The organism is Oliverpabstia intestinalis, from assembly GCF_009696065.1.
GTDB classification, from domain to species: Bacteria; Bacillota; Clostridia; order Lachnospirales; family Lachnospiraceae; genus Oliverpabstia; species Oliverpabstia intestinalis.
Genome location: NZ_VUMS01000015.1, coordinates 13,054 through 31,216, shown reverse-complemented (window position 1 = coordinate 31,216; position 18,163 = coordinate 13,054). Strand labels below are relative to the sequence as shown.

Sequence of the window (18,163 nt, the reverse complement as noted above, 5' to 3'; positions counted from 1 at the left end):
ACAATGAATGGATTTACACATTTTGATCATGAAGGAAATGCCATAATGGTAGACGTCCATGAAAAAGCAGATACTTACCGGGTAGCTATAGCTCAGGGAACCATTACCGTTAACAAAGAGGTCTTTGACGCAATCACCCATCATACTGCAAAAAAAGGTGATGTTCTTGGCGTTGCAAGAATTGCGGGAATTATGGCTGCTAAAAAAAACGCCGAATTGATTCCTCTGTGCCATATCATTGCTCTGACAGACTGTGAAGTGCAATTTTCGCTGGATGTTGCCAATCATCAAATAACGGCAATCTGCCGGACTTCCTGTGTAGGGAAAACCGGTGTTGAGATGGAAGCCATGACCGGTGTCAGTGTGGCTCTTCTGACAATCTACGATATGTGTAAGGCGATGGATCGCAGCATGGTAATCTCCGGGATTCAGCTTTTGGAAAAACTGGGCGGAAAATCCGGTCACTACAAAAAAGAGTAATCTATATTTCAAAAAAGCCCCTGTCCGGACAATCTTTATAGTATTGTCCGGACAGGGGCTTTTGTATTTACCTATGTAATTTATCTGTCACACACTCTTATGCTGTCAGCAGTTCCAGAACTGCACCCATCAGTGCCGGGCTCAGATTCATGGTTGCCAGTGTTCCGATGCCGTCTTTGCCCATCTTTTCCACAACCGCCTGAATAGCAGACTTCAGATTGTAAGGAATCTGAGCTTTATCAAGCATTGCATAGCAGCGTCCGGCCAGATCGTTTTCTGCAAGAGATATACCGTCTGCAAATGTGATCACGATTTCTTTTCCTACTGCTGTTTCCGGTACTTCTACGGTCAGTGCTGCAATTGCTTTATTATAGGAAACTTTTACAGCTACTTCTTCGCCGTCTGCAGTTACTTTGCAGCATGCTTTTTCCACACCCATGAATACTACCTTCCAGCTTCTGCTTTCCGGAATCACAGATACATTGCCCAGTGCTTTGCCGATGGTGAAAGTATCTTCTTCTCCGCCGGTAAATGTCAGCTGTGTAGCTACCCAGTTTTCTTCTTTATCTACAGGTGTATCTCCCTGGTCTTCCCACAGAGTGAAGGTTCCGTCTTCTGCCGGGAATACACGAACTTCCATAGCTTTCGGGTTATCGGTGCTGCTGTCATAATCAGCCATATCTTTCATCGGAACGATAGCTCCTGCTTTCATCAGAACAGGCATATCTTCTACACCTCTCCACAGATCGATCATACGGCCACCCTGGTATACCATACCCGTGAAGAAATCAACCCACATTCCTTCCGGCAGCCAGGTTGTTACTTTCGCTGCACGAACTTCCGGATCCTGTTTCTCTGTGATCGGGGATACCAGCAGTTCAGAACCAAAGTAATATTCATTCGGTACCTGATAAGCTTCTTCACGATCCGGCTCCAGATAATACATTGGCTGGATCAGCGGCAGATCATCGTAATTTGCTCTGTGGTTCATGGTGTACAGATATGGAACCATTCCATGACGCAGACGCAGGTAATCTTCCATAACACCCTGTGTGATCTTGTCAAATTTCCATGGTTCTTTTCCGTTGAACGGATTATCGGTGCTGTGCAGACGGTTAATCGGAGAGAATACTCCGTATTCTACCCATCTTGCCATCAGTTCATCGTCACGGATACCCATCATATGGCCACCGATATCATGGCTCCACCATCCATATCCAACGTTGCTTGCTGTATTGGTAAAATATGGCTGGAACTGTAAGCTTTCCCATGAGATTACACTGTCACCTGAGAATCCTACCGGATATCTGTGACTTCCCACACCTGCATATCTGGAGAAAGTCAGCGGACGATTACCCTTCCAGCTGCTGTCCAGATAATGATAATGGTTCAGCATCCACAGCGGATCCAGTCCCGGCACTTTGGTAACAGTTCCCTGCTGCCAGTCAAGCCACCAGAAATCCACGCCTTCTTCTTCCAGCGGATGATGCAGATCTTTCAGGTACACTTCCATGAAATGTGGATCTGCAGGATCAAACTGTACTGCAATCTCACTTTCAGGATCGATTCCCATCTTTTCTGCCACGCGCGGATACAGTTCCTCATATGCACGGATTCCGTCAGCCGGATGCACATTCAGTGTAATCTTCATATTGTGCTCATGCAGCCAGGACATAAATCCTTTTGGATCGGGGAAGAAGTTTTTGTTCCAGGTATATCCTGTCCAGCCGCTTCCGTATTTCGGATCTACATCATCAACAATATGCCAGTCCATATCAACAACAGCTACAGAGAACGGCAGTTTTTCGTCTTCAAAACGTTCTACCAGTTCTTTATATTCCTCCTCTGTGTAACGATGATAACGGCTCCACCAGTTACCAAATGCATATCTTGGCAGCAGCGGCTGTTTTCCACACAGATAATAGAAATCTTTCAGACTTTCCAGATAACGATGTCCATATCCGAAGAAATACAGATCCTCGCCATCTCCCTGTCTCGGACTTACCCATCCGTCTTCTGTCAGTGCCATCGAATGACTGTCATCCACAACAGCAAAGCCTTTTCTTGAGATGATACCATGCTCCATTTTAACTTTACCGCTGTATTTTTCGTTCATCGGTGTGTCACCCTTCAAATAAGCATCATCACTCAGTTTCATAGCACCGTCGCATCCGTCCAGTGTACGGGCTGTTCCAAGAAGATCACTCGGTTCATCTCCGTAATTCCAGTTTCTTCCCCAGCCGCTACCGCCGCCTACGACTTTGATAGACAGACCGTTTGCTGCAAATGGTTTTCTGTTGTAATGAATCTCCAGAGAATCTGTATAAATAACCAGCTCTTCTTCATCCTCAACGACCTTGAATTCCGGTACCGGGAAATCACGGTTCAGTACGGACTGTGTTGCACGGTCCTCGAATACACCTTCGCTGTTGTATTCCAGACGTACCAGTGCAGATGTCAGCATCGTGATTCGATAACAGTCTCCCTGAATAATCGCTTCTTTTTTGCTTACCGGATGTGCTTCCAGCTTATACTCTTCCATTCCCATGTTTGTAAAAACCTCCTTTAATTTTTTATTTTGTAACTGTGAGAATACTGAATAATTATAGTTTAAAATAAATATACTATAAAAATTTGGAGAATTCCTCTATTAAACTGACAAAAAAGTATATTATTTTGACTTTTTTGTCCTGCCTTTTATTGTAAGGAAGAAGCGATTTTTTCAGCCAGTGCTTCCAGAGATGCTTCCTGTGCTTCTTTTACCGCAGAACGGATCGTTACACTTTCCTCTAAGAGTTCAATATTTTTCATACCGGCAAAGATTTCCCGCATCTGTCTTCCGGCAACCGGTGCCCAGGTCCCGTTTTCCATGATGGCTACAGTACGGTTCTGCAAACTGTGTGCTTTCAATTCAGACAGTACAGTCTCCATCTTGGTAAAGATACCGCCGTTATAGCTCGGTGCGGCAAATACCAGATGGCTGCAGCGGAAAGATTCAGATACGATCACCGAAGGATCTGTCACAGATACATCGTACATGGCGATATTCTTTACACCTTTATCTGCCAGTTTTGATGCCAGGATCTCAGCGGCATTTTCCGTATTGCCATAGATGGATGCATAAGCGATCATAACTGCCTGATCCTCCGGTTTGTAGCTGCTCCAGGTATCGTATTTTTCAATAAACCATCCGAGATTCTCTCTCCAGACCGGTCCGTGGAGAGGACAGATCATTTTAATCTCCAGGGTAGCTGCTTTTTTCAGAAGATTCTGTACCTGAACGCCATATTTTCCTACGATATTAATAAAATATCTTCTGGCATCATCCAGCCAGTCTCTTTCAAAATTCACTTCATCCGCAAACAGGTTTCCATTGATTGCTCCGAACGTTCCGAATCCATCTGCGGAAAACAGGATCTTATCGACAGTATCATAGGAAACCATAGCTTCCGGCCAGTGCACCATCGGTGCCATCACGAAGGCAAAGGTATGTTTTCCGGTACACAGGGTGTCCATTTCTTTTACAATCACAGTACGGTCTTCCACCGGGAAATTAAAGAACTGTTTTAACATAGGAACTGTTTTCGCATTACATACCAGTTTTACATCCGGATATCTTCTCACCACATCTCCGATGACCGCGCAGTGATCCGGTTCCATATGGTTGACGATCAGGTAATCCAGTGTCCTTCCGTTCAGTACATATTCCAGATTTTCAAAAAACAATCCGCTGATGGATGCGTCCACGGTATCTAACAGAACCGTTTTTTCGTCCAGCAGGACATAAGAGTTATAAGAAACTCCTCTTGAAATCGGGTATACATTTTCAAATAAAGCCAGTCTGCGGTCACTACCGCCGATCCAGTATAAATCATCTGTTACTTTTTTCACACAATGCATGGTGCAACTCCTCACTTTCGCTTTTGTTTTTCTATATTATACTGTTTTCAGACATTTCTTTCAAGCAATAAACATAGTTTAACTGTAACTATTCAATAGCCACTGTCCCGCGAGGTGTTTTGACATGAATATGTCAAAATCCCGAGACATACAAGCCAAAATGCCATCACCGAAGGTGATTTACGCGAGCAACAAGTCAAAGTCCGTGCTTGCACGGAACCTTGAGGAGTGCCGCGATAACGATAAAAACTCGCAAAGCGTGTTTTTATCGTTTAAATGCATTTTGGCTCGTAACTGTGAAGGTACTGAACAGTTACGTTTAACTGTTTATTCATAGCGGACAATTTCTTTTTTTAACCGCACCATGATCCTTTTTTCCAGTCTGGAGATGTAGGATTGAGATATTCCGAGAAGATCTGCCACTTCTTTTTGCGTTTTTTCTTTTCCATCCGGCTGATTCAGCCCGAAGCGAAGACAGATGATCATCTTTTCTCTGGCATTTAGCTTGTTAATAGCTTTTACCAGAAGCTTACACTCCACCTCGTGCTCCAGATCCCTGTAGATCACATCTTCGTCTGTTCCGAGGATATCAGAAAGCAGCAGCTCATTCCCGTCCCAGTCCACATTCAACGGTTCATCGATGGAGACTTCCATGCGGGTTCTGCTGTTTCTTCTCAGATACATCAGGATTTCGTTTTCGATACAGCGGGACGCATACGTTGCAAGTTTAATCTTCTTTTCCGGATTGAAGGTATTGATTGCCTTGATCAGTCCAATCGTTCCAATAGATATCAGATCTTCCATTCCAACACCGGTGTTATCAAACTTCTGTGCGATGTATACCACAAGGCGCAGATTGTGTTCGATCAGACTTGCCCTCGCCTGCTGGCTGTCCTCTTTTGTCAGACTCTCTATCACTGCGGATTCCTGCTGAGGAGATAACGGATTGGGCAGTACGTCTGCTCCACCGATATAATACACCTCTCCGGGTTTTCTCCACAGCATGCGGGAAAAACCCGGTAACATACGCATACGAAAATGACTGGGTAATACTGCCTGCATCATAGAATTTCCTCCTAACTGTCTATCAGATTTGGATGTAAGATCATCTGACAGTCCCCGAAAGCAGAACTGTCTTCCCCCGAAAAAGCGACCACCGGAGCGTGGATCACTTTCTGTACGTTTTCATTTTCCAGGTACATGGCATCCAGCGTGACTGCTACCAGCAGCCCGCAAGAACAGCCAAGACTGGAATAAACCAGAAAATGTGGATGCATACGCCGAAACGACAAAGCCGCTTCTTTTTCTGCCTTTCCCCTCTGAAATTCCTGTAATTTTTCCATTGTATCTGCATCACAAAGCTTTTCCAGAGTTCCTTTTTGAATGATACTTACCGGTTTTTGTGCGATCGGATCATACAGGCTGTTCCCTGTATCAAAAAAGGCATTTACCTCTGTAATCTGCCCTTCCATCTGCAGTCTTACCCGGCAGCGGATCCTGCTTTTTTTTCTCCATTCCCGGTATCGTGGAAGAACAGCAGCATACACAAGGTAACAGACGGTTCCCGCCAGCAATACGTCTTTTGTCCCGGCAAATCCCAGGAATCGTTTCAGGACTTCCAGCATACCTCCCATGAGGAATCCTGCTATGTACAGACCGGCGATTCCACCACAGAGCCTTCCTGGTGTCCGCAGTCCACATCCAAACCTCACCATGATTGTGTTGATTGCCACATATGCCAGTAATGTATTCGCCGGAAAGCTGACGGGTAAAAGAATCAGCATACAGTAACTCAAAGCTCCAAAAGCAGCTCCTCCAAGAGAAGCCAATACTCCTGCCCTTCCTCCACACAGTTTTTTTACCAGTCGGAGTAAATAATAATCCATCACCAGATTGGTAACAAACAGTTCATCCGGATAGATTGTGTAAGACAAAAAGCACCCCCTGTTCCATCTGGAATACTTACTGGAAAACAAGTATTATTATATGGAACAGGAAGTGCTTATTTTGTCAAAAATGGGGTGTCGAACGACAGTTTCGCTCGACACCCCATTCCTGATTTTTCACTTTTTCGAAATTATTATACATATTCCTTTCGGATCAGCGGTATATTTTCTTGTTTTTTATTATTATTTGTAGAGAATTACTCTTGTTTCATATGGCTGCAGAACACCTGCTACATGGTTTTTGTAGTTAGTGATCAGTTCTTCGCCTTCTTTTCCTTCGAACAGATCGCAAGGTACTTCTTTGTTTGTAAAGTTACAAGCTACCACCAGTTTCTCATCGCCCAGTATTCTCTCGTATGCATAGATATCATCGTTGTCTTCCAGCAGTCCGTGGAATACACCCTCTACGATAATCTCATTCTCATGACGCAGCCGGATCAGTTTCTGATAGTAGTAGAATACACTGTCTTTGTCTTCCAGGGCAGCCTTTGCGTTGATCTGTGTATAGTTTTTGTTCACACTGATCCATGGCGTTCCTGTGGTAAATCCGGCATTTGCGCTGTCATCCCACTGCATCGGAGTTCTGGCGTTATCACGGCTGACCATCTTCAGACAGTTCAGCATCTCTTCTTCTGTCATCAGACCGCTCTCGGTATACTCTTTGTATGCGTTGATAGCTTCGATATCTTTGTAATCATCGATGGATTTGAAATATGCATTAGTCATGCCAATTTCTTCGCCCTGATAGATATACGGAGAACCTTTCAGCATATGCAGGCAGGTTGCGATCATCTTTGCGGATACCTCACGGTACATCGGGCTGTCATCACCGAATCTGGATACGGCACGCGGCTGATCGTGGTTATCCCAGTATAGACTGTTCCATGCTTTTCCTTCCAGGTCATTCTGCCATTTATTCATGACAGCACGGACTTTTTTCATTTCCGGTTTCTTAGTGGTCCATTTGCCGTATTTTCCTTCTGTTGTTCCCATGTGTTCAAACTGGAATACCATGTTCAGTTCGCTTCCATCCAGATTTGCATATTTCTTTGCTTCCTCTGTTGTAACACCTGGTGTTTCACCAACAGTGATCAGATCAAATTTGGAAAGTACACGCTGGTTCATTTCCTGCAGATATTCATGTACATGAGGTCCGTTGCATACATATGGTGACATATCGCCGTGCAGTCCATCACGGATCTCTCCGTCCGGATATGCAGGATCTTTGGAGATCATGCTGATAACGTCCATACGGAAACCATCTACACCTTTTTCACACCACCAGGTCATCATGTTAAATACTTCGTCACGTACTACCGGGTTCTCCCAGTTCAGATCCGGCTGTTTTTTTGAGAAGCAATGCAGATAATACATTCCTGTTTCTTCGTCAAACTCCCAGACAGAACCTCCGAAGCATGCTCCCCAGTTATTAGGCTCTTTGCCGTCTTTCGGATCTTTCCAGATATAATAATCACGATACGGATTGTCTTTTGATTTTTTGCTTTCCAGGAACCATCTGTGCTCATCGGAGCTGTGGTTTACTACCAGATCCATCACCAGTTTGATGCCTCGTTTGTGCATCTCAGCGATCATCCGGTCAAAGTCTTCCATTGTTCCGAAATCGGTCATGATATCCTGATAATCGGAGATATCATATCCATTGTCATCGTTCGGGGATTTATAGATTGGTGACAGCCAGATCACATCAACTCCCAGTTCTTTCAGATAATCCAGATGTGCGGTAATACCATTCAGATCACCGATACCGTCTCCGTTGCTATCTGCAAAACTTCTTGGATAAATCTGATAAATAACACTACTTTTCCACCATGCTTTGCTCATATGTTTGTCCTCTTTTCTTTCTTCCGAAAATTTTCTGTATTTTCAGACTCGTTTTCATATATATTCAGGATACTATATTTCATTTCACATTTCTTGTAATATATTGCTATTTTTTTATACTATATTCACTTTCTGTTGCTCTGTTTTTGACACCTATGTAATATCTTTCTGTGTGTTTCTTCCATTTTTCATAAGAAATACACAAAACAGAGCAATCGTTACTGTTCACTCCGATTCCGGTAACACGCTTCGTGGGATATTACCAATGAACAGTAACGAATAATCCACGATATCCCTGTGATCCATGCGTCATCTCTTTCTTTTTTGAAAATCATGTGTTATCTTTAGAATATAAACATAGCATTTTGAGATAATTACTCGATTATATTTTAATTAAAGGACTGTATTTACATGAATAGCTTATCTTATCACGAAAGTCACTCTCATGGTTCTCTCGGTCTTCCGTTTCAGGCATACTCTCAGGAAGATCCTTACGGGCAATACTTTGTGCCATATCACTGGCATGAGGAAGTGGAATTTATATATGTTACCAAAGGAAGTCTTGTACTTCGTACCCAGAACCGTACCCGGCTGCTCCAGGAAGGACATATTTATTTTATTAATCCCGGCACACTGCACGGACTGTTTGGAAACAGTCCGTTTTCCCACCATTATGCGCTGGTTTTCCGGTTGGATATGCTGAATTTTCTTCAGACAGATTCCTGCCAGACCTCTTATCTGGTACCTCTTTGCACCGGAAAATATCTGTTTCCCGATAGTGAAGCACTTGCTCCGGAACTCACTGCTCAGATTGCTGCACTCATAAAAAAAGCAGCCGACGAGTACCGAAACTGCGATACCTCGCTGACTGCCGCTCTCTCGATCAAGATCACGCTGTTGCAGATTCTGGAACTGCTGTTTGCCAGCCAGTCCTTTATCCCCGGTACACAGGCAGGAGAAACTTCCGGTGATGTGAATCCGTTAAAAGCTGTATTTTCTTATATTGAATCTCACTACGGAGAAAAAATATCTCTGGAAGACCTTGCCGGCACAATTCATATGAACCGGAATTATTTCTGCCGTTTTTTTAAAGAAAAGGCAGGAAAAACACCGTTCTCCTACCTGAATGAATACCGGGTCAACCAGGCGGCCTCCCAGCTGCTCTCCACCCGGCTTCCCATCACTGAGATTGCTTTAAACGCCGGTTTCGAAAATATGAGTTATTTTATCCGTCAGTTCAGACGTTGCAAAGGCTGTACCCCTTCTGCCTACCGGAATACCGAAGACCCCAAGTCTCTGCCGATTCCGTTCTGACATTCTGTATCTGTTTTTCCGTCAGGCAGCCACCTGTTTTTTTGTGCGGATTACCCATTGGAACACAATCACAAACAGCACACCTTTAACAATGGAAGTCGATGACAGTGCCCACCAGATACCGTTCAGTCCCAGCGAAGTCCCTCCAAGAATGATCGCCAGCGGTATCCGGGCACTGGTAAAGATTATGCTGATCACACTGCATAGATGTGTCCTTCCCAGTCCGGAAAGCGCTCCTACTGTCGTTGTCTCGATACATAAAAAGGCTTCGCTGAATCCAACGATGATCAGATAATCAACCGCTGTGGCAATCGCTTTCGGCTCATGGAAGAAAATATTTGCGATCGGACGCGGAACACACACAAACAACAGCGTAATGAAAATCCCCCAGATTCCGACTGTCCACTGAGATGCCCGATATCCTTTCTTTACACGCCCCATCTCTCCCGCACCATAGTTCTGCGCGATAAACGCATTTAACGCGGTGGCGAATCCGTCTGCCGTATTCCAGGATATGGATTCAATCTGTCCTCCCACACGCTGTGTGGCGATGGCTTCTGCCCCAAAAGCAGATACCATGCGGGTGATTACCATCGATATCACGCAGTATGCCATTCCCTGTATCGCAGTAGGAATTCCGATTTTGCAGATCCCGTTCAGATATTCTGCCGGAATTTTTGCGAACAGGGTAATACCTTTTAATACATTTTCTTTCTTCTGTTTCACGATTCCAAGAATCATGATACTCATAACGATAAACTGCGCCGTTACCGTTGCAATGGCTCCTCCTGCCGCACCCAGTTTCGGAAGCGGTCCCGGTCCGAGAATCAGAAGCGGATCCAGGATCATATTCATCGCCAGACCGATCAGGTTCGCATAAAACGGTGTTTTCGAATCTCCCTGCGCCGTATAGATACCGGTCAGTGTCACCGACAAAAATGAAAAGACGATCAGTCCGCAGGCAATCTCTGTGTAGACAAATGCCGCCGCATACGCCTCCGGATCCTCCAGTTTAAAAAATCCGATCATCTGCTTTGTAAAAATAAGTACAACCAGTGCATACACCAGCCCCATCACCGTTGCCAGCTGAACCGCCGCCTGGGCATACCCATGAGCCTTTTCCTTATCTCCTCTTCCGACACACTGCCCCACCTGCACCTGTCCGCCCATCCTTGCCATAGATGCAAATCCCTGAGACAGCCAGGTGAACATGCCTCCGACACCGATACCAGCCACTGCTTTTGAGCCGAGCAGTCCGATCCATGCCATATCGGTAATGTTGTATAAAGTTCCCAGAAAGGAAGACGCCATGATCGGTATCGCCAGTTTGGTCAGCGTCTTCAGAATAGGCCCCTTCGTCAAATTTCCTTCCATGTAATATAATTCTCCTTACATCATATTTTTCTTTTTGTGCTTCATCCACTATTTCTCTGATTTTATGCTTCCCATGGTGTCGGATCTTTCTTTAAAAGTTCCGGAAACGTGATCATCGCCGGCTGTTTTTTCTGATGTTCGCCGATTATTTTCTCCATCCACACCATGTTATACCAGGTATCAAACTTATACCCGCACTGATAAAATTCTCCCACCAGCCGGTATCCCAGATGATGATGAAAATCCATGCTGTTGCGGTCAAGATGTTCATCCGGCACTTCCGGCACACCGATGCAGGCATTCAGATTTGTGATGTTCTGCTTTTTCAACACCTGTTCCAGCGCCGCATACATCTTCTTTCCAAGTCCTCTCTTTTTCTGATCTTCCCGGATATAGATCGTCGTCTCTACCGCCCAGTCGTAAGCAGACCGTTCATTGAATGTCCCTGCATACACATACCCCAACAGCTCCCCGTTTTCTTCCAGTACCAGATATGGGTATTTCGTCAGAATATGGCGGATCCGTCCGGCAAACTCTTTCTCCGATGGTACTCCATATTCGAATGTGATCGCTGTTTTCTCCACATAAGGCGCGTAGATCTCCAGAAGTCCTTTTGCGTCTTCCGGCTTTGCCACCCGGATCGTCAGTTCTTCTTTCATGCTATCCCTCTCCTTTTTTCAAACATATGTTTTATCTTACCATTCCACCGCCCGATATGCAATGTGAATCCGTATTACAGTCGTTTTTTCTTATTTTAATAAAATTTAGAATAACCGATAGATTTTTTAATCATACCGCAAATAATACGAATTAGTACTTGTTATGCTTTTGTTATACAATTAACACATACATGATACCTAAACGTCAAAAAGTCGGAAGTCTGGCGCAGGCTTGCTTGCAGGAAGATTTCTGACCTTAAGACTTGCCAGAAACATGAGTAAGTAGCCATTTTTTGAAGAAAAATGCGCGGATTACGAATGTTTTTGAGGATTGGGAGAGTACGAAGTACGGAACAATCCGGTATCAAATGGGGCAAAACGTGCGCAGATCGCAGATTTTGACGCTGTAGAGATTCATGCAGGACACTCTTATCTGATCAGCCAGTTTCTCTCTCCTACCACTAACAAACGTACTGACGAATTCGGTGGTTCTGTAGAAAACAGAACACGTTTCTGCCGTATGGTCATCGAAGAAGTCAGAAAACAGGTAGGACCTTTCTCTCCGATCATGCTGCGTCTGAGTGCAGATGAGATGGTAGAAGGTGGAAACACACTGGAAGACGGATGGCGTTCCTACATGCCAAGAGCTGTCAAAGAAAGATTCGGCAAACCATGTATCTCCATGGGAAATATCCGTGATCCGGAAGTGGCTGAAAAGCTCCTGGCTGACGGTGATGCAGATCTGATCGGTATGGGTCGTGGACTGATCGCAGATCCGGAATGGGTAAATAAAGTTGCAACCGGTCACGAATGTGATATCCGAAAATGTATCTCCTGGAACATCGTGCCGCTGCTCTGGATAATCTGTATATCTTTACCGGAACACAGGCAACACCTGAAAACATCCGCAAGTTCCATCCGAACCTGATCGTTAATGCTACCGGCTCCGGCCCTCTGCTTCCTCCGATCAATGGTCTGATGGATAATATTGACAAAGAAGGCGGAAATGTTTATTCTATCTTAGGTATGATCAGTCATATCAACGATTTCCGCAGGATCTGGAAGGCAAAAAGATAGCTGTTATCGGTGGCGGTGCCGTAGGTCTGGATGTTGTGGAATTCTTTGCAACACGTAAAGCAGATATCTCTATCGTTGAAATGATGGATCAGATTGGCCGTGATCTGGATCCGGTAACCAAAAACGATATGAAATGTCAGATGAAAGCTCACGGTGTACACCAGCTCACCGGCAATGCAGAACGAAGCATTTGCAAAACTGGGATATGACTATGCATATCTGGCATTCGAAGTTGGTGCCGACGAGATTGAAGACGCAGTAAAGGCCATCCGTACTCTTAAAATGAGAGGATCCAACGTATCCATGCCAAACAAAACACTGGTAGGACAGTATCTTGACGAACTGTCACCGGCAGCCGAACTTTGCGGTGCTGTAAACACCATCGTCAATGATAACGGTCATCTGACCGGTCATATCACAGACGGTATCGGTTTTATGCAGTCTCTGAAAGACAACAACATCGATGTGATCGGCAAAAAGATGACCATCGTAGGTGCCGGCGGTGCTGCTACAGCTATTGAGATCCAGGCGGCACTGGACGGAGTTTCAGAAATCGTAATCTTCAACCGCAAAGACGAATTCTGGGACCGTGCAGTATCTACCGTAGAAAAGATCAACACCCGGACTTCTTCTCACGCAGTACTCTACGATCTGGCAGATCTTGACAAACTGAAAGAAGAGATGGATGACAGCTACCTGTTTGTCAACGCTACCGGTGTTGGTATGAAACCGCTGGAAGGACAGTCCGTAGTACCGGACAAATCTTACTTCCGTCCGGAACTGATCGTTGTCGATGTTCCTTATTCTCCACTGGAGACAAAGATGCGTTCCATGGCAAAAGAAGTTGGATGCAAGACCATGAACGGTCTGGGCATGATGCTGTTCCAGGGATCTGCTGCTTTCGAGTTGTGGACCGGCGAACCGATGCCTATCGAACACATGAAAGAAGTTCTGAACATCAAATACGACTAAAATGTAAAACGTTTTTCAGGAAAGGAAAACACTATGAATACTGTAAAAGTAAGAAACATTACCATCGGCGAAGGCAGACCGAAGATCTGTGTTCCGATCGTTGGTAAAACCCGCGAGGAAATCCTCAAAGAAGCCTCTACCTTCTCCGCACTGCCTGTAGATGTTGCAGAGTGGCGTGTGGACTGGTACGATGACGTCTTCGATACCGAGGAAGTTCTGACCACCGCTAAGCAGCTGAATGAAGCTCTGGGCGAGATTCCTGTACTCTTCACTTTCCGAACCTCCAAGGAAGGCGGAGAAAAAGAAATCTCTCCGGGACAGTATGCACAGTTAAACAAAGCCGTAGCGGAAAGCGGCTATGTGGATCTGGTGGATGTGGAAGCATTTACCGGGGATGAGATTGTAACCTCCATCATTTCTCATGCCCATGCAAATGGCGTAAAAGTCATCGCTTCCAACCATGACTTTGCAAAAACCCCTGAAAAAGACGAGATTGTTCGCCGTCTCAGGAAAATGCAGACCCTCGGCGCAGACATTCCTAAGATTGCTCTGATGCCGACCTGCAAAAAAGATGTTCTGACACTTTTAGAAGCCACTCTGGAAATGTCAGAACAGTACGCAGACCGCCCGATCATCACCATGTCTATGGCCGGAACGGGTGTTGTAAGCCGTCTGACCGGTGAGACCTTTGGTTCCGCACTGACCTTCGGTGCCGCTTCCAAAGCTTCTGCACCTGGACAGATCGGTGTCCATGAATTGAAACAGGTTCTGGACATCATTCACAAAAGTCTGTAATACAGAAAATAATAAAGCTTTAAAAACATAATTTCAAATTCCAACTTACTTCATAACCCTTTTGTATAAGATAAAAAGAGAAGACCTGCAGTAATTTCCCCTTACCGCAGGTCTTCTCTTATATTCTGTATCTTCTTTTTATATTATTCTGTATTTTGCTTTACTCTTCTGTGCTCTCAATTTCTTTCTGTCCTGGTTACAGTTCAGCCACAGCATAAAGGTGGAAGAACTGGTAAATCCGATCAGCACAGCTGCCAGAGAAACTTTTGTCAGTTTCACTTTACTCTTCTCCTGTTTTTCACCGCTCTTCTTTTCTCTTACCGGGAACGGAAGTAACAGGATCAGAACTCCATCTATCAGGATCGCAATTCCTGCCACCAGAAAAATGGTGCGGTAGGACATATTTGCTGCCGCTACCATTCCGATAAAGAACGGCAGCAGAAACTGACTGATACACATGGAAAATTTTGTAAACAGATTCGCAATCGAAGGATTATTGACATAAATCTCCATACAGGTCGGACTTACACAGGTGTCCAGGAAGGAATTGGCGATTCCGCCCACAATGGCGAATGCATAGCCGATTCCCATCGACGGAGAAAATGCAATTCCGAAGAAAAAGATCACATAGCAGATCACACCGATCAATCCGCTTAACTTCCCACTGTCGCGCCCCACACTTTTGCAAACTGTGGTTTGTACTGTCCTAAAATAGACGCTCCTATTCCATGAATAAAATACGTGAAATACAATGCGAGAGATGTTATCACATAATTCTTCTTGCTGTTCTGTTTCATTTTTTACATCATTTTATTTTGCGTTTTCCGCCTGGAACTTTTTATATTCCTCTACTGGCATATCCAGGCCGGTATATAATTTGTAGGCTGCAACTCCCTGCCACAGAAGCATGCCCTTTCCGCCGATGGTCTTTGCACAGCCGGCTTCTCTTGCTTCCCGGAGGAGTTTTGTTTCTTCCGGATTGTATACAACATCGCATACTACCAGATCCGGACGGAATACGGATTTGTCCGTGATCAGGGAAACATCTTCATGAGGTTTCATCCCTGCCATTGTTCCGTTTACCAGAATATCTGCTTTTGCGATCTCTTCTTTCAGTTTGTCCTGATCTTCGATACAGAATACCTGAACATCGCAATCCGGTACTTCTTTTTTCAGCTTTGCAGCTGTATTCTTTGCGCGATCCAGGAAAGGATCGTTCGGGTTAAAGATGGAAATAGATGCTGCTCCGTCCAGTGCACACTGCACCTGGATCGCTGTTGCAGCTCCACCTGCACCTAATACTACCATTTTCTTTCCTTTTACATCTACACCGTGGTCTCTCAGGTTTCCAACGAATCCGATTCCGTCTGTCATATGACCGACCAGTTTTCCGTTTTCGTTGACGATTGTATTGACTGCACCGATGATTCTTGCTGCATCGGATAATTCGTCCATGTTCTGTGCTGCTGCGGTTTTGCACGGCATGGTTACGTTGCATCCTCTCATGTTAAACAGACGCATGGCATCCAGCGCTGCCGGTACCTGATCTTCTTTGATATCAAAAGCCATGTAGCAATAATCCAGATTATGATAGCGGAAGCAGAAATTGTACATATCCGGGGATCCTGAATGTCCTACCGGGCTTCCAATCAGTGCCAATAATCCTGTTGTTCCTTTGATTCTCTGTTCCATCTTCTTTTCCTCCTGTTTTGGGTCTAAATCTGAGATGCCACATCGTAGGCTTCTTTCGTTGCATCCAGTGCACGTCTTGCACGGATTGCATCACCGATTACATAGGTATCCGGTACGATAGCTTTCACCTGTTCTTCAAGAGGATTATAATTTCTGTAACCCATGGAAAGTACAACGGAATCGTAGCCTCCGGCCTCGTGATGTTCGCCGTCTGCTGTCTCATACTCTACGCCGTCTTCGAAGAATCTGCATACTTTTGCTCCGGTAATCTGACCGATACCATATTCTTCGAAATCTTTCATCAGATATACTCTGTGCTCGTGGATCACATCTGCACCTACGATATCTCTGAATTCAATAACTGTTACCTCGTGGTTCTGTTCGCCAAGGAAGGCTGCTGTCTCACAGCCAACCATTCCGCCGCCGACTACCAGTACTTTCTTACCTGCTGCACGTTTTCCTTCCAGCAGATCTGATCCGTAAATAATGGACGGATGATCGATGCCTTCGATCGGCAGTACCAGTGTCCGGGAGCCTGTTGCAAGAATCACGCTGTCCGGGTTTTCCTCTTTGATGAAGTCTGCTGTCACCTCGTGGTTCAATTTTATCTCAACTCCATCTTTTTGGCAACGATGAATGTAGCTGCGGATCATGTTTGTGATATCACCTTTTCCCGGCGGGTAAGCAGCCAGTCGCATATTTCCGCCAAGCTTTTCGCCTGCTTCGTATAAAGTAACCTCATGGCCTCTTTCTTTCGCGACAAAGGCTGCACACAGACCGGCAACATCGCCACCGATTACATGATATTCTTCGGTGTTTCTGCCTGTTTTAACGGTTCTGCATCCTGACCCAGGAACGGGTTTGTCAGACAACATAACGGTTTTCCTGCAGACAGGCGATACACGGAATCTTAAAAGATGCCTATCATCCGCCGGTGGTGGATATCTTCAAACAGTTTGTCATTGACCAGACACGAGGGGAACTTGATTACCGGACGATCTGATCCTGCCCGGTATCTGTTATCATTGGAACACGAACTTTGGCTCTTTGCTCGCGTAACTAAAAAAGCTGCAGAAACAATGTTTTTCCATTGCTTCTGCAGCTTTTTATGTGCTTTTCATAAATTATTTGTTATCCATCTGACGCAGTCTGTGGATCAGTTCTTCGCAGATCTGCAGCTCATCTTTTTCATCGGTCTCGATGACGATATCGGCAGCTGCCTCGTATTTTTCTCTACGTTTTTCCATCAGTTCCGCAATAAATGATACCGTCTTGTTGTTTTCGATCAGTGGACGGTCATGGCTGTCTTTGACACGATCCAGAATCGTCTCCGGTTTTGCGGTCAGTAATACGACACGACCATTTTTCTTCATCTCCACAACATTGCACTCTCTCATCGGAGTACCGCCACCACAGGAGATAACCACATTGGTTCTCGACTGCATCTCGATCAGCAGGTTAGTCTCCAGATCGCGGAAATACTGTTCGCCATACACTTCGAAGATATCGGAGATACTCATGCCTTCTCTCTCGGCGATGATCTGATCCATCTCGATCACATCCATCGCAAATGCGGTTTTCAAAAATTCAGAAATCGTACTCTTACCTGCTCCCATGAAGCCGATCAGGACGATATTATAGTTGAACAGTTTTCTTGCCTGAATTCTTTTACTGTTCTGGGTAATGCTTCCAAAGACATCTTCCACTTCTGCTTTATGGCGTCTGTCTGCCATCCGGCGCTCCAGCCATTCTTTCTGTTTTGCTTCCTGTTCCGGCTGCAGGATCGGGATACCATTTGCCTCTTTATATGCCATGATATCTTCTACAATACGGTTACGCATAAGCAGTGCATCCAGAATAATTTCATCGCACTGTCCAAGACTTTCTCTTAATATTTCCAACTGATTCATTCTTCTTACCTTCCTTATTCAAGTTCAAGACTTTAACATCTTTTCGTTATTATAACAGGTGTTTTTAGTTATCACAATACGATTTAATGTTTTTCCACTTTAAATTGCTAAATTTCGGAAAATTCTGTTCCCGGCGCGCCCGATTTTCCCTTTTGCGTTGTTGACAGTCCCTTACTCGGGCTTTATAATTAATTTATATTGC

The 18,163-nt window shown here is 44.9% G+C and carries 15 protein-coding genes and 1 pseudogene; 5 read left to right on the top strand and 11 right to left on the bottom strand.

All coding sequences use genetic code 11. The annotated features are described in order from the left end of the window. Positions 1-3: 3 nt before the first annotated feature. A complete protein-coding gene (moaC, locus tag FYJ57_RS09225; protein ID WP_117524934.1) occupies positions 4-480 on the top strand; it encodes a cyclic pyranopterin monophosphate synthase MoaC in 477 nt (158 codons plus the stop codon). Between the two features lie 97 nt (positions 481-577). Here moaC and FYJ57_RS09220 read toward each other — a convergent pair whose 3' ends face one another. From FYJ57_RS09220 to FYJ57_RS09200, 5 genes are all read right to left on the bottom strand, one after another. Then, positions 578-3,028: a glycoside hydrolase family 31 protein gene (locus tag FYJ57_RS09220; RefSeq protein ID WP_154432433.1), complete on the bottom strand. Its 2,451-nt coding sequence runs from the start codon at positions 3,026-3,028 to the stop codon at positions 578-580. A gap of 149 nt (positions 3,029-3,177) precedes the next feature. Further along, a complete protein-coding gene (locus tag FYJ57_RS09215; RefSeq protein WP_154432432.1) occupies positions 3,178-4,380 on the bottom strand; it encodes an FprA family A-type flavoprotein in 1,203 nt (400 codons plus the stop codon). 327 nt (positions 4,381-4,707) lie between these two features. Next, positions 4,708-5,445 carry an RNA polymerase sporulation sigma factor SigE gene (gene sigE, locus FYJ57_RS09210; RefSeq protein WP_022173073.1) on the bottom strand — a complete coding sequence of 246 codons (738 nt, stop codon included), beginning with the start codon at positions 5,443-5,445 and terminating at the stop codon, positions 4,708-4,710. A gap of 11 nt (positions 5,446-5,456) precedes the next feature. Then, positions 5,457-6,314, bottom strand: coding sequence for a sigma-E processing peptidase SpoIIGA (locus FYJ57_RS09205; RefSeq protein WP_154432431.1), 858 nt, complete (start codon positions 6,312-6,314; stop codon positions 5,457-5,459). Positions 6,315-6,509: 195 nt separating this feature from the next. Further along, positions 6,510-8,168: a glycoside hydrolase family 13 protein gene (locus tag FYJ57_RS09200; protein ID WP_154432430.1), complete on the bottom strand. Its 1,659-nt coding sequence runs from the start codon at positions 8,166-8,168 to the stop codon at positions 6,510-6,512. A 411-nt stretch (positions 8,169-8,579) separates the two neighbouring features. On the opposite strand from FYJ57_RS09200, the gene FYJ57_RS09195 reads away from it, so the two are divergent. After that, positions 8,580-9,482, top strand: coding sequence for an AraC family transcriptional regulator (locus FYJ57_RS09195; RefSeq protein ID WP_022173076.1), 903 nt, complete (start codon positions 8,580-8,582; stop codon positions 9,480-9,482). Between the two features lie 21 nt (positions 9,483-9,503). Here FYJ57_RS09195 and FYJ57_RS09190 read toward each other — a convergent pair whose 3' ends face one another. Together FYJ57_RS09190 and FYJ57_RS09185 are read right to left on the bottom strand one after the other, a co-directional pair. Further along, positions 9,504-10,856: an MATE family efflux transporter gene (locus FYJ57_RS09190; RefSeq protein ID WP_154432429.1), complete on the bottom strand. Its 1,353-nt coding sequence runs from the start codon at positions 10,854-10,856 to the stop codon at positions 9,504-9,506. A gap of 62 nt (positions 10,857-10,918) precedes the next feature. Further along, positions 10,919-11,515 carry a GNAT family N-acetyltransferase gene (locus FYJ57_RS09185; RefSeq protein ID WP_154432428.1) on the bottom strand — a complete coding sequence of 199 codons (597 nt, stop codon included), beginning with the start codon at positions 11,513-11,515 and terminating at the stop codon, positions 10,919-10,921. 373 nt (positions 11,516-11,888) lie between these two features. On the opposite strand from FYJ57_RS09185, the pseudogene FYJ57_RS16260 reads away from it, so the two are divergent. The 3 genes and pseudogenes from FYJ57_RS16260 to aroD form a co-directional block, all read left to right on the top strand. Beyond that, positions 11,889-12,783, top strand: a pseudogene (locus FYJ57_RS16260) (oxidoreductase); the annotation flags it as partial. Next, positions 12,746-13,564, top strand: coding sequence for a shikimate dehydrogenase (locus FYJ57_RS09175; protein ID WP_287890095.1), 819 nt, complete (start codon positions 12,746-12,748; stop codon positions 13,562-13,564). The pseudogene FYJ57_RS16260 and the gene FYJ57_RS09175, both read left to right, overlap by 38 nt. A gap of 33 nt (positions 13,565-13,597) precedes the next feature. Continuing rightward, on the top strand, positions 13,598-14,359 hold the full coding sequence (aroD, locus tag FYJ57_RS09170) for a type I 3-dehydroquinate dehydratase (protein ID WP_154432427.1): 762 nt from the start codon (positions 13,598-13,600) through the stop codon (positions 14,357-14,359). Between the two features lie 138 nt (positions 14,360-14,497). Here aroD and FYJ57_RS09165 read toward each other — a convergent pair whose 3' ends face one another. The 4 genes from FYJ57_RS09165 to FYJ57_RS09150 form a co-directional block, all read right to left on the bottom strand. After that, on the bottom strand, positions 14,498-14,998 hold the full coding sequence (locus tag FYJ57_RS09165) for an MFS transporter (protein ID WP_328597460.1): 501 nt from the start codon (positions 14,996-14,998) through the stop codon (positions 14,498-14,500). 171 nt (positions 14,999-15,169) lie between these two features. After that, positions 15,170-16,051, bottom strand: coding sequence for a shikimate dehydrogenase (gene aroE / locus FYJ57_RS09160; RefSeq protein ID WP_154432426.1), 882 nt, complete (start codon positions 16,049-16,051; stop codon positions 15,170-15,172). A 23-nt stretch (positions 16,052-16,074) separates the two neighbouring features. Then, positions 16,075-16,926, bottom strand: coding sequence for an FAD-dependent oxidoreductase (locus tag FYJ57_RS09155; RefSeq protein WP_331466645.1), 852 nt, complete (start codon positions 16,924-16,926; stop codon positions 16,075-16,077). 249 nt (positions 16,927-17,175) lie between these two features. After that, on the bottom strand, positions 17,176-17,961 hold the full coding sequence (locus FYJ57_RS09150; protein WP_154432425.1) for a shikimate kinase: 786 nt from the start codon (positions 17,959-17,961) through the stop codon (positions 17,176-17,178). Positions 17,962-18,163: the final 202 nt, after the last annotated feature.

Coding starts and splice junctions, on each gene's coding strand:
- moaC (WP_117524934.1), top strand. CDS start 4: ATGAATGGATTTACACATTTTGATCATGAAGGAAATGCCATAATGGTA.
- FYJ57_RS09220 (WP_154432433.1), bottom strand. CDS start 3,028: ATGGGAATGGAAGAGTATAAGCTGGAAGCACATCCGGTAAGCAAAAAA.
- FYJ57_RS09215 (WP_154432432.1), bottom strand. CDS start 4,380: ATGCATTGTGTGAAAAAAGTAACAGATGATTTATACTGGATCGGCGGT.
- sigE (WP_022173073.1), bottom strand. CDS start 5,445: ATGATGCAGGCAGTATTACCCAGTCATTTTCGTATGCGTATGTTACCG.
- FYJ57_RS09200 (WP_154432430.1), bottom strand. CDS start 8,168: ATGAGCAAAGCATGGTGGAAAAGTAGTGTTATTTATCAGATTTATCCA.
- FYJ57_RS09195 (WP_022173076.1), top strand. CDS start 8,580: ATGAATAGCTTATCTTATCACGAAAGTCACTCTCATGGTTCTCTCGGT.
- FYJ57_RS09190 (WP_154432429.1), bottom strand. CDS start 10,856: ATGGAAGGAAATTTGACGAAGGGGCCTATTCTGAAGACGCTGACCAAA.
- FYJ57_RS09185 (WP_154432428.1), bottom strand. CDS start 11,515: ATGAAAGAAGAACTGACGATCCGGGTGGCAAAGCCGGAAGACGCAAAA.
- aroD (WP_154432427.1), top strand. CDS start 13,598: ATGAATACTGTAAAAGTAAGAAACATTACCATCGGCGAAGGCAGACCG.
- aroE (WP_154432426.1), bottom strand. CDS start 16,051: ATGGAACAGAGAATCAAAGGAACAACAGGATTATTGGCACTGATTGGA.
- FYJ57_RS09155 (WP_331466645.1), bottom strand. CDS start 16,926: ATGTTGTCTGACAAACCCGTTCCTGGGTCAGGATGCAGAACCGTTAAA.
- FYJ57_RS09150 (WP_154432425.1), bottom strand. CDS start 17,961: ATGAATCAGTTGGAAATATTAAGAGAAAGTCTTGGACAGTGCGATGAA.